Raw genomic sequence first — 12,412 nt, forward strand, 5'->3', positions numbered from 1 at the left:
AATAAGCCGGTACGGTTCATAACGAGTACGCGATGCCCGACGCCGAGGTTGACGGCCATCGTATACGCACACGCTACGTAGAGCAGCCCGGATTAGTCAACCTTCAGGGAAACGCTTTTGCCGGTATAGACGCCCTGGGGTAAATCCACAATGAACAGGGTGGTGTTTTGTTCGGCATCGACCAGGGTACGGTAGTTTTCGCCTTTGCCATTGTACAGACCCGTCACCGAAAGCACCATCCGGTTCAGCTTTCTCGACGGGTCAGCCACGGTCAGTTCCTTCAGTCGGCCACCCTGCATTTTCAGCATGGCCATACCCTGGCTGTCCAGGCCCACTTTTACACCTTGCGCGATGTCGACAGTTCCTGCCTTGTAAAAAGCCAACTGCGTAATTCCCGCCTGGCCATGTTTTACCGCCTGTAGGTCACGGGTGTTGGCGAGGATCTCGATGGAGCGATTCGTGTTGGCGGTCTGGGCTACCTGCTCCTCCGACACAGCCGGTACGACAATGTATTGATACGAAGCCCCAGCCGGTTTGCTGCCGTGGTCGAACCACAACGCAAATACGTCTTCGCTGACCAGTTCCTTACTGATGTTTTTCTGATCGGTAATGTCCGACCAGCGGCCCGTTTCGGTCTGATTGGACAGGCCCACGGTGACCGGCTGAGGAAAGATATAGCCTACCCTGTCGTGATGAACCCATTTAACCTTGTCGAGGGTTCGGCTCCCTTTCGGAACAGACTGGACCTTACCGTCCTGCATCATGCGTACATCACTCCGCATCAGCACCTGATTGATGGTGGTAACGACCGGCATCGCAGGCTTTGCCGTAATATCGGTACCCAGACACACATACTCTTCGTCAAAAAAGAACCACGCTTTCCTGGCTTCCACCCCATCGTGCGGACTCTTGAAGTCGAAAACGACCGCGCCGAATAAGCCGTCCGTCACCGCGCCCACAAAATCGGTCAGCCCGTCTTTCTGAATCTGATCAGGCCCGGGCAGGCTGGGCTTCTGCAGGGTGGTTGTCCCCGAAATCTTCTGCCAGTTGTACACCGGCCAGATGTTGTGGTATTCATCGCCTTTCAGCATCAGGTAATTGGTACCATCGGCGCGGTGATGGGTCAGTTTACCAGGGCCGTTGTAGGGTTCTTCCATGTTGCGGTTGCGGGTCGAAAACATCCGCACCGTGGTGTAGAACGTAGGGCGCTGGAACACAAAGTGCTCGGTTTGCCAGAAGAACTTGGCGAACGACGCCGAAGGCCTGGCGTCACCTTTGCGCAGCCGGATGATTTCTTCCAGTTCGGCTTTGCGGTAATCCGTACTGATCAACACCCGCTCTATTTCAAGCGTGCTCTGCGGCTGGAAGGTGGCCTTGCCAGAAATACTACGGTTCTTGACGCTGATGTCTTCGTAGACGCCGTACACCATCTGTTTATAGATCCCGTCAAGGTAGTAGTCGACGAGTTGGTTCAGTTTCTCTTTGGCGAAGGCGTATCTGGTGCCCGCTACGTAGTACGACCACTCGCCGTAGGCGTTGGCATATTTTCCGTAGCCGTAGGAAGAGGTGTTGTTGACCCGGTCTACCCGGTGGTGGAAACTGTAATCGTGCTGCAGGCCCCGTTCGCCGGTCGCGAATTTCATCTCCCCCTCAATAATCCTGATGACGGTATCGAACGCCTGATGATCATTAAGAAACAGCAGATTCTTGGCCAGAATGCCCGCAATCACAATCCGGTCACCGCTGGGGCGGGCACCCGACGCGTTCATGTTGGCCCGGCCAATCATGGGCTGGGCTTTGGCCACGAGGTCTTTAGGCAGTTCGTCGCCGATCACCAGCATCAGGTTAACCAGATTCGTGGGGGTTGTAATCTGGTTATCGTGCCAGTTGTCGCCCACAAAATCGTTTCTGACCCAATATGCCAGCCCGTTGATGATACGCTCTTTCAACTGCCGGTTTCGGTAATACGTCGACGACTTGTTCTTATACGCTCTGGCCATATAGACCAGATCACGCGTGTGACCTCCGTGCGGAAAGCCGGCCGTTCGACTCAGGTCTTCGTAGTTGATTCCCCGAAAGCTGCCGTCGTCGTTCATCCTGGCCATCATGCCCTCTACCTGGCTGTCGACAATTTTGCCGGCCATCAGGTCAGTCACCACGCGCTCTTTAATGAGCCTGAGATCGTTCTGGGCCAGGCAGCCGGAGACAAACAGAAGCGCAACCGGCAGAGATACCAGCCAACGGGGGATGAATTTCATGGAGAGTAAAGTAAACATCTAACGTAGATCACCGAATTACAACCAATCTGGTTTGCCGATACAACACTCTACCGAACACTTACCAGTGGGCATGAGGGTTTATAGCTTACTGACCATCCGGTCAAAAACAGCCCGCTGCACCTTCAGGGAAGCTATCTTATCGGGCGGATTGGTATGGCATTCCAGCAGGACCCAGCCGGTATAGTTCATGTTGACCAGATTGGTCAGCAGCTCGGTATAGGGGTAGTCGGTTCGGTCAAGTTCACGTACGTGGCAGGTGGCACCGAACCGGTCTTTGACCAGATTGAAATTATAAGCAAACCCCTTCCCGTTCAGGTCCTGGGGGTTACAGTTCCAGCAGATGGTGGCATTCGGATGAGACGCAATGTCCATAATTCGCTTGGTTATGGGCAGTTCCTGGGTTTCTTCCCCGTGCACTTCCAGCCGGATCTGCTGCCCAAATTCGGCGCCGTACCGGGCCAGTTCGTTCAGCGATTCGCCGATCTGGGTCAGCGTCTTCTCAACCGGAACTTCCTTATGCAGCCCGTTAGGCTTCACCTTCACGCCCGACCCACCCACATCGGCGCTTAACCGGATAAACGCCTTTGCCCGCTCAATAGACGCCTTAACCCGCTCCTGTTCAATGAAATCGAACTGCTGATTGGTACCGAAACCCACCAGTTGGACCGGGCTGTCGGTAAATCGCTGTTTGACCTCCCGGCGTTGGGCCGCCGTAAGTTCGGGCGTTACGTTATGCGCATGATCCACGCGGAGTTCGACGCCCTGAATGCCGGTATCCGCGCAGTTTTTCAGCAGCGTGGGCAAGTCCCAGTCTTTGCCCCACAGGTACGTAACAAGTCCGAGTTTGATGGCCGACTTCTTCAGGGTTGGTTCAGCAACAACCGTTGGGCCCGACAGGAAAGAAGCGCCGGTCAGCAGGGCCAGGTCCTTGAGAAATGTTTTCCTATCAATAGCAACCATACTGGGCAGACTTAGGACGTGACGATTGCCGAAACGCTGAACGCGTAACGGCTTTACGGGAAAAGACGCCTGCCGGGGTTTACTACCTATCGGGTAAGAGACACATCCAATGTGTTGGGAGCTATTGAGCAATCCACCCGACGTTTCGGCGCCACGTATCGTACTCGTTCTGCGCGGCCTGCCTCTCGCCGGCCGTTCGTTGTTTTTCCTGCTCAGCTTGCCTCTGGGCTGTCAATTCTGTTAATCGCTCCTCAAGGGTGTTCAGTCCCAGTTGCTGACGGCGTTGGTTCACCTGGTCGACAGACGCATCAAGCACGTAAGGAACAAGTTGGCCCTGGTCATCGTCCACGAACTGAGTCCCGTACGACTGCGGACGATTCTCGAACATAGCAATGCGGTCTGAGAGAAAAGCGACGTTGACCGGATCAATAGTACCGGTAGTTTCCTGCTCTTTCATCAAAACCAGACAGCTTTTCATGAAGGCAGGCCAGCTGATCGCATGCTGAACAATCAACCAGGCAGCCTGGCTGGCTTCTTCGCCCACCTGCTCCTGAGTAGGCCAGCCAATCTCAGCGATTATCTCCTGAAGTCGGCGGGCGTTTTCGAGGTGGACTTGTTCCATCTCCGGATTGTAGCCACCGAATAAGGTGCCTTCGTCGACAAGCCGCTGTCTTACGTCAAGGTCGTGCTTACGGCGTTCGATTAATTCCTGAGCAATAGCGGTGTGTACCATCTGAACCGAAGTGAACGGATAGGTTGACGGCGGACCGGCCCAACTATGAACTGTCGCACATACTCTTTCAAACACATTTTGGGCGATCTAACCAACAACTCCGCGTGATGGTGATCCAACAAGTTAGAGCAAAGCAATGTACCTAATCCCTTTATACATCTGCTGGAATGCGCTTTTGAATTACAGCCAACTGATTATTAACATTCATCCAAAAAGTTATTTTAACAGATCCTCTGAGGTCGTTTGCACACGAACTCGGTGACAGTTGGGCTGCTTTGTTTGACTTGGTGACTTGCTTCATATCGACCGAAAGCGGCTCCATACGAAGCGTACAAAACGCATCTCTTATTTTATCAATCGTAAGAGTTTTTGATTTCAAAATTATTTTCCTTGAGCATTTCAACTAATGCATACTTGTGGTCGTTACCTACAAAAACAACTATTCTCTTTCCTTTGAATTCTTTGGCGTATTTAATAATATTTTCTGTCATTATCTTATTTCTCTTGTTCCAATAGTTTTTTCTAAGCTCTGCAAAACTCACCCACTTCTCCAAATCTTTAGTTCTTTTTGCTATGGAAATCATCAGTTCAAAGTTTATTTTATTCTTTAAAGCAAGGAATTTAGTTGCCACGTCAGAATTTGATTCCTTCAATGAATTAAACTTTAAACTTGAATAGCTACTCAAAGCTAAGAGTAAGATTTCAAAATCAACTTTACAATCTTCTGATAATTTATTACTTTTATAAAAATCTAACATTTCCTTAAACATATTATTTTCTTTTACTTGGTAATTTTCTTTTTCATAAAAATCGTGCCTTCCGTTAATATCAAACGGCCGTAACTGTGTTCCTCGCTGTTGCTTGTATTTATAACTAGCAATATTCTCATTGGTTGTTAAATAATCATTTATTGAATATTTAGATGTATTAAAATTATAATCTTTGTCAAAGTGTTTCTCTTCCAATTCAATTAGAATTAAATCTGGCTTTATCTTATTTAAAGCAGCGGTTAGTGTATCTGGATTGATGTAATTATTTTTCTCGTGCGCTGTTCCAATTAACCATATTTTATTTTGGCCATAGCCGATAGAAGTGATAAGTAAGATGGGGATCAGAAAAAGTAATTTCATAAAATTGTCTAGTAATTTTTTAATCGTAAAAGCCCAAAATATAACAAACCCGGCTTATGTCAATCCAACCTGATAGATGTCATATTGAGGTGTTTGGCTGTCAACTTCATTGTACTTCATCTATCTGTCTGACTAACCCCAGCGTTTAGTGTGTCGACCAAAACTCCGAAATATGAATTTAAAGCGTGTCTATCTGACAAGTGCGGCTTGTCACCCGAATGCGGCACTCACATTTTACTTTTTGTCTCTGCGTCCAATGCCCTAAATGGTGATGGATGCGAGTTCTATACTTCAGAACAAATCCTGACAGCACTTTTAAACCAATTGTTTGATGTGTTTCAATACCAAATTACTTTGAAGTTGTTTAGGATTCAAGGAAAGAAAATAAGAAGAGGACGTTTTTGTCATTCCGACACCAGGAGGAATCGTCTGTAGCTCGAGGAGTGATCGTCGGCGAAGATTCCTCCTGGCGTCGGAATGACAAAAAACACGCTCGGAATGAAACCCTAAACAGCTTCTTCATAAGCTAGCAACATTAAAAGTTATTTTAACAGATCCTCTGGGGTCGTTTGCACACGAACTCGGTGGCGGTTGGGCTGCCATCTCTGACCTACCAACCCGACGTAGACAACTGGCTACCAGAGCAATTACCCTATTGCTCAGGACCTTCGGAGCCAAAACTAATGAGCAGAACACAGCCAGTGCGATTAGCCGAGTATCGCCTTTCTTAACCCTTCGCCCGAACACACGAAAGCCCAACAATCGGTTGCCAACTTAAGATAGCTGACCAATAGTCCCTTCCATGCACCTCAACGCCTTCAGGGGAAACCTTCACCGAGTGCCATTGAATCTGGGAAAGACCCGCGGATTGTAATGCCGTTTCGTGGGTAGCTTTTTCGAGGTGGTAGTTGGTAACGGCGATGTGAGATGCATCCGATTGATAAAAGCGATACGTGATGGCAGCTCCTTCGTCATAGCTATCGTTTTCGCGGGTGAACCCATACGGAAACATAATCGCAACACTACCCCGGAAATCAGGATTGCTGTTGATAGTAATGAAACGACCGCCGGGTTTCAAATGGTTGGCAATAACCCGGCACATCTGATCGAGTTCGTCAGCTGTGCGGGCGTAGTTAAGCAGATAACTGGCACAGATAAGGTCGAATTTTTTGTCAAGATTGAGCAACAGAACATCCTGGCAATAATACGTTAATCCAAGTTGCGAAGCGGTTTCGGCCTCCCGCGCGAGCTGGATCATACCCTCCGAAATGTCAACGCCTGTAACCTGAGCAGCCCCTCTATACTTAATTTGCCGGGTGTAGAACCCTTCTCCACACGCTAAATCAAGCACATCCAGGTCGGCCAGATCTCCTGCCAACTCAAAGAATGTGTACGACTCAACATAATTTCGCCAGGGTAACAACTTGGATGCCTGGTACTCTTTTGCAATTGCGTTGTAGTCGGTCGCCATCACGTAGGTGGTTAGGATAGAGAAAAGAGGAATCTTTTAACAGCAGGGGATGACTTAACAGGACGTGCGGCCTGTCGCCGGGAAGATGGAACACAAGGCAGGAAAACCGTCCCCCCGATCGGCATTGGACACCAACGATTACCGGATGTTTCGGCTACGAAGTTCAGCTTCAAGCGCTTTGAAGTTATCTTCGTTTCTCTTGCCGCCACTACCCAGACTGCCGAAAAGAATCACCAAAAGCACTATTTTAACCAATGAAGCGTGACTCATAACAGCCCAAAAAACGATACCGATGAACGCTCCGATAATGAAGGCCCACATGATTCTCTGCTTCTTGATTTTGGCTTCTGCGACCAGCAATTCGTCTACAGTTAATTTTGAGTAGTCAATAGGGGAAGCCATAGTCTGTTTTCTTTGAGGGTAGACAAATGCAATGTAGCGATCTGTTCAATGCTGGGCTAAAATACACAGCTGGGCTCACGTACACAAACACTGACCTGCTTCACTTGTCGAGGTAGCCTAACGGGGGCGGGCTGGTTATTTTGAAACAGGCTTATACATTTTGACATAAGTCTCATATTTCCATTCCTCTGCAGAGGGCTTTTTTCCATTTATAGAAATAGCCGAAAATTTTACAAGTGTGTAATCTTTAGGATTTAAATTGTCTCTTTGGATCACCTGAAGCGGTAAGTATTTGTCATCTATAATGACGGTATATGTTAGTTTCTTTTCGACGCTCAATTTCTCTAACTTGCCAAACCTGCCCATCATATAGTTATTTAGAGTGAAACGAAAAGCACTGAATTTCTTACCGTTTATTATAGTATCAGCCACTACTCTGTTAATTGAATCAGACGACAGTACAATGGGCAAAAAACGCTTGAGTGAATAGTAAGAATTCACAAAAAAGGTTTGACTGCGAAATGTGTCGTGAGATGGCTTTTTAGTTAACTCAATAGTATTTGCTTTTTTGTTTATATTGAAATATTCTTCACCGTTAAAAACAGAAGAATAAGTCTTCTCACTGTCAGTAAAAACCAAACCTAACAATGGCTCATTATTGTCGAACTCCATGTATACTTTCTTGCTAGCGTCTTTATGATAGTTTTCAGATAAATAATTCAATTCTATATAGTAATCATACTTAACATGATGTATTGAATTTAACTCTTTCAAAGTGCTTCGAATTACCTTGTTTACGACTGCGGTATCGAGAGTACTACTCGCAAAAGCGTCAGCGGTCACGAAGAATGCAAAATAAAAGAACAACGTTCTCATGAGTTTATAGTAAAGCTAAATTTAAGAATGACTATCTGAACAAAGGCTATTCTCGTGTCCGACGCAACTTGTCCGACTTGTCAAACCAACTAATACCGGTGTTCGCGGTGTCGACCGGAGCTTGAAATGCGAATTTGTAAGATTTTCTATCAGTTAAGTGCGGCTTATCACAATAATGCTAGTTACTATATACTTATTGTGTTTACCCTCAACGCCCGGAGGGCTGATGGTGAACAAAAGACAAGATAAAACTCAAGTATGTTACAACCTTTACACCCTCTGCTTCGTTAGGTGCCAGTTTGGCTAGCCGGGCAGTTTCCTGTCCGAGGTAAGTGGACCCCGCAGAGCTGACTAACCAAGCACAGCACCGAATAAGCTGAGAGAGGCAGAAGCTTGTCCTCTGAATAGCGCATTGTAACAACTTGAGACGTGTGATCTTACAGACTTTATGTCATTTATCCTTTATTAGTACGTCCTTGATCTTTATTCGGAACAGTCCTTCAGTGAAACGAGCCGTTTCCGGCAGGCCGTTTTGGAGTCGGTTAAAGACGGTCATATCTTCATTGAGCGAAAGGGTAAAACGCCCTTCTACTATGCCTGACGAATGATTCACTTTTGTTACCCTAACCCAACTATGTTTTGATCCATTATCGACATATCGCTTCATTGTTCCACCAGAATTACCCACATAATAAAAGCTAGTTCGCTCTTTTTTCAAGCTGCCGCGCTTGTCGAGGTCAGCAATCAGGGTGCGACCCTTTTTCAATGGAATATTGTAGATAGTCAATTGTTGAGTTAGGGTACATTCGGGATCTACACAACCATTATCGGTATTCGGGTTAGGCTTATCACCCATACCGGGATAATCAATGTCGGTAAAGACTAGCAGATTAAACTGTCGAACGTCTTCTAATTTTTGGGTCGGCTCCTTAATTCGTAATACCTGACCGGTTCCATACCAGCTAGAATCATTGAGTATACTAGTCACAGTAAATGGGCTGTTAGCAGGCAAAGAAGGTTGTCGAGCACATCCACCAATCAAGAGTACGAGCGCGCTGAAATAAAGACTTTTCATTCTAACTCAGTTTGTAGTTAAGTTTGATTGATGCAGATAAAGTGGTTTTTCATAAATACCGTTCGAAATAAACGTATTTGTCGACGTTTTGTCGCCTAGTAGTTGACCTTTTCAATCAGACGCGATACGCCAGCAAAAACATGCTATCCAGCGGTGACTAGCCTGTCGACCGGAACGCGAAACACCAACATAAATACACTCACTATCAATTATTTACCCTGTCGCCCGATACGTGAACTACCCACTAACTTGAACGGGACACCTAACGCCAATATATGGTGATGACGACCGTAGCGAGGCATTTACACACATGGGATGTTAGGCTGTCAGACCTTGCTTTTAGGACAAGCTTCCTGTCACTGGCAACCAAGCCACACACGCGGAGCGAACTACTAACGTTGAAGCATTGGCGATGTGACGGTATTCATTGAACGTCCAGCCCCAGACCGCTGCTGAATATAGTTAATTATGTTGATGATAAGCACTCCAGTCAAATGTTGTTCGTAACGCTGGAACAGTTGCTGAGGCTTGCACATAGCTGATTGCTTGTTCGTTGCCCCGACATATACGCCAATGCATTTGTTAGCTGCTGTTTCTCTTTTCTGCAAGAGTTGCTATTGTTTTACCAAGTTGCTTTTTCTCCAAAGGTGAATTTGTCAATCGGATAGATTGGTTATAATGGTCTATGGCTTTGTCTGTATCGATAGCAGAATATAAATAGCCAAGTAATGAATGATAGTAACTGTTTGTCGGCAAACCTAATTTTGCTGCTTCGTTTATTGCTTTTTCATTTCCGTAAATTTTTGCAAAGGCAAATGTTCTGTTTAATGCAGCACCGGACGAATACTCCCATAACAGAAGCTCATTATACAACTCTAAAATGTGCTTCCATTTGCCATTATCAATATTGGTTGTATGCCAATAAGCAATGCTTGCTTCAAGGTGATATTTTGACAGTTCCTTGGTAGCATAGGCGTTTACTAAATAATAATTCCCTTTATTAATCAGATCTTTGTTCCAAAGCGCGGTGTCCTGCTCTTCAAAAAGAACAGCGCCGTCAGCAACTATTCTTGCTTCAAGTCTTGAACTTTGAAAACATTGCAAGGCAAGAAGGGCATTTACTTTCGAATTGTTAGTATGGGCATTCTCCGTCAATGTTAGTGTCAAGCGCATTGCCTCAGCGCATAAATCTTTTCGAACTAAATTGTCGTTTGATTTAGAAAAATAGCCTTCGTTGAATAAAAGATAAAGTGTGGTCAGAACGGTGTCAAGCCGCGATCCGATATCTTCTGCTCGCAATTCCTCAATCTTAAAATTCTGAATGCGTAAATGTTCTCGTGCCCTAAATAATCTTTTTTTGATTGTTTCTTTATTGCTTAAAAAAGCATTGGCTATTTCTTCAACACTAAAGCCGCAGAGAATTTGCAAAGCCAAACACACTTGCGCTTCTTTGGCAATGGCAGGATTGCAAACTGCAAACATCATTGCCAACTGACTGTCCCTGAAGTTTTGTTCCGTAAAATCAATGTCCGTGAAACAGTGGTCATGGCTTTTCTCCATAATTGTTTTCACTACATTACTTTCAAAAATTGCATTTCGTTTCAGGTAGTCTTTTGTTTTGTTTTTTGCAACAGTATACAACCATGCCGTCGGGTTCTCGGGCGGTCCGTGTAAGCTCCATACTTCGGTTGCTTTTAAAAACGTATCACTTGCAATGTCTTCTGCAATTTCAATATGCTTCAAACCAAACTGACGGCATAGAACAGCCGTCAGTTTGGTATATTCCAATCTAAACAAATGTGGCAAAAGGACGTGGCTCACATTTTCTTTCACTTGTTACACAGGTTTATTGACACGCTTGTAAATAGTTGTCCTATTTACAATGCCTGCCGGTGTCATACTCGATCTACTTATTCTTTTTGGATTGTTGCTATTTGCCTAACCAAGCCTATGGCACGAGAAAAGGAGGCAAATCGCAAGACAATAAACGAAATGCTTTTCATTTAAAGCAGAATGAGATCAACTCTGATCATCCGGGGTAGTCACGGCTCTTACTTCCACATTACCGCCTTCTTTTAATATGGGACAACCTTTGGCTAATTCAACAGCTTCATTAATGTCGGTTGTCTTAACGATGATGTAGCCTTGGATGAACTCTTTAATTTCTGTGTACGGTCCGTCAGATACAATGTTGTCAGGCTTAACGGTTTTGGCACTTGAGACCGAAAGCCTGTTGCCATTGTTTGCCAGCTTGTCTTGAGCAGCAAGGCTACCAAACCAATTCATCCAATCAGTTATCACCTGCTGCATTTGTTCTGGTGACGGTGCATCAGCTGGAGTAGTGCTGTTTCTGAAAATAAACACGAATTCTTTCATGTTAAACTAATTTTCTTGTTACGAATAATGATTACGTCTTCATCACGATTGAAAAATAGAAATGGGGACACCAATGTCGATTTTTTTTCGCGATGAAGGTTCTATCAAAATTGTAACTAACTCGCTGATTGCCGCACTTTTAATACAAAATACATACCGCCCGGCGACCCGGTTCGCATTTTGTATTGCTGTATGTCTTCAAGCCTGCCTGTTAGGGCGCTCGCCCTGTTGCAAAGACGCTAACTAGCAACCCTAAACCTGACTTGTCGGGACGTTCGCCCTGTCAGCTTCCACCTTCCGAAAGAGCTAAAGCCCGACCTCTGGGACGTGCAACCTGTCGCCGGAACGCTGCTTTGCAAGCACGTAATGGCCGGTTCACCCAACGACTCCATGTGGTGATGAACGTGTAGCGCACATTTACACACATGGCCGGTTGGGCTGTTAGTCTGACCTCGCGGCCTGCATCCTGTCACCCGAAAGCTAATTTATGCTGATTCAGGGCCGTATTGATGTTTATACTTAGGTCGGTAAAAGCTGATGCCCTCGACAAAATCAAAATCCTTTTTGTTGAAGGTGAATAATTCAACGGGATACGTTAGAGCGGTTGCTGCAATGATCATATCAGCTATGCCCGGTCGCTTGGCGTAGTGTTCCCATGTCAGAGTGAGGAGTTGGCGCGAAATTTCAGCATCCAAACCAATTAAGTTGAACTTATTGATGGTTTCGACCGTCTTGCGCTTCTCGCTGCGTTTCATGCCAACGTACATCTCCGCTTCCGAAATCACACTCAGATACAGTCGGTCAAAACCAAGTTCATCTAATTCCTGAACCATCACCGGCACTCCTCGGAAGTAGTCAAACAATACGTTAGAATCGCAAAGGACTATCTTCTTTTTGGCCATGCTTTTGCCCGGATTGAGGTCATTGTGCGTTCATCATTAGCCCAGATCCCACCGAAAGCGGATGGTGTTTCGCCAGATTTGGCGTTACTCTTACGTAATAGTGGAATTGTCACTTCGAGTTCTGGCTCAGTTTGAATACCGTTCTCACTCAACAGCTTTACAGCTTTGGCGTAATCTTCATCGTTGACAGTTAGTGTTTTCATCGTCT

General features: G+C 45.9%; 12 protein-coding genes. All 12 read right to left on the bottom strand.

Annotation, left to right across the window (positions count from 1 at the left end):
* Nucleotides 1–92: 92 nt before the first annotated feature.
* On the bottom strand, nucleotides 93–2,258 hold the full coding sequence (locus DYU11_RS23485; protein ID WP_119670347.1) for a polysaccharide lyase family 8 super-sandwich domain-containing protein: 2,166 nt from the start codon (nucleotides 2,256–2,258) through the stop codon (nucleotides 93–95).
* A gap of 99 nt (nucleotides 2,259–2,357) precedes the next feature.
* A complete protein-coding gene (locus tag DYU11_RS23490; protein ID WP_119670169.1) occupies nucleotides 2,358–3,239 on the bottom strand; it encodes a sugar phosphate isomerase/epimerase family protein in 882 nt (293 codons plus the stop codon).
* 121 nt (nucleotides 3,240–3,360) lie between these two features.
* Complete coding sequence (locus tag DYU11_RS23495; protein ID WP_119670170.1) at nucleotides 3,361–3,972, bottom strand: DUF6624 domain-containing protein; 612 nt, start codon at nucleotides 3,970–3,972, stop codon at nucleotides 3,361–3,363.
* A gap of 353 nt (nucleotides 3,973–4,325) precedes the next feature.
* Nucleotides 4,326–5,102, bottom strand: coding sequence for a hypothetical protein (locus DYU11_RS23500; RefSeq protein ID WP_119670171.1), 777 nt, complete (start codon nucleotides 5,100–5,102; stop codon nucleotides 4,326–4,328).
* A 727-nt stretch (nucleotides 5,103–5,829) separates the two neighbouring features.
* Nucleotides 5,830–6,573: a class I SAM-dependent methyltransferase gene (locus DYU11_RS23505; protein ID WP_119670172.1), complete on the bottom strand. Its 744-nt coding sequence runs from the start codon at nucleotides 6,571–6,573 to the stop codon at nucleotides 5,830–5,832.
* 138 nt (nucleotides 6,574–6,711) lie between these two features.
* On the bottom strand, nucleotides 6,712–6,975 hold the full coding sequence (locus DYU11_RS23510) for a hypothetical protein (protein ID WP_119670173.1): 264 nt from the start codon (nucleotides 6,973–6,975) through the stop codon (nucleotides 6,712–6,714).
* Nucleotides 6,976–7,110: 135 nt separating this feature from the next.
* Nucleotides 7,111–7,851, bottom strand: a complete 741-nt coding sequence (locus tag DYU11_RS23515; RefSeq protein WP_119670174.1) for a hypothetical protein — start codon at nucleotides 7,849–7,851, stop codon at nucleotides 7,111–7,113.
* Between the two features lie 451 nt (nucleotides 7,852–8,302).
* Nucleotides 8,303–8,926: a hypothetical protein gene (locus tag DYU11_RS23520; RefSeq protein WP_119670175.1), complete on the bottom strand. Its 624-nt coding sequence runs from the start codon at nucleotides 8,924–8,926 to the stop codon at nucleotides 8,303–8,305.
* Between the two features lie 582 nt (nucleotides 8,927–9,508).
* Nucleotides 9,509–10,759, bottom strand: coding sequence for an RNA polymerase sigma factor (locus DYU11_RS23525; protein ID WP_199736772.1), 1,251 nt, complete (start codon nucleotides 10,757–10,759; stop codon nucleotides 9,509–9,511).
* A 186-nt stretch (nucleotides 10,760–10,945) separates the two neighbouring features.
* Nucleotides 10,946–11,302, bottom strand: coding sequence for a YciI family protein (locus DYU11_RS23530; protein WP_119670176.1), 357 nt, complete (start codon nucleotides 11,300–11,302; stop codon nucleotides 10,946–10,948).
* 485 nt (nucleotides 11,303–11,787) lie between these two features.
* Entirely contained in the window at nucleotides 11,788–12,204 is a 417-nt protein-coding gene (locus DYU11_RS23535; protein ID WP_119670177.1) for a type II toxin-antitoxin system VapC family toxin, read from the bottom strand.
* Nucleotides 12,186–12,407, bottom strand: a complete 222-nt coding sequence (locus DYU11_RS23540; protein WP_229365992.1) for a hypothetical protein — start codon at nucleotides 12,405–12,407, stop codon at nucleotides 12,186–12,188. The genes DYU11_RS23535 and DYU11_RS23540 overlap by 19 nt, the downstream gene beginning before the upstream one ends.
* Between the last annotated feature and the right edge of the window lie 5 nt (nucleotides 12,408–12,412).

Source organism: Fibrisoma montanum, from assembly GCF_003583365.1.
GTDB classification, from domain to species: domain Bacteria; phylum Bacteroidota; class Bacteroidia; order Cytophagales; family Spirosomataceae; genus Fibrisoma; species Fibrisoma montanum.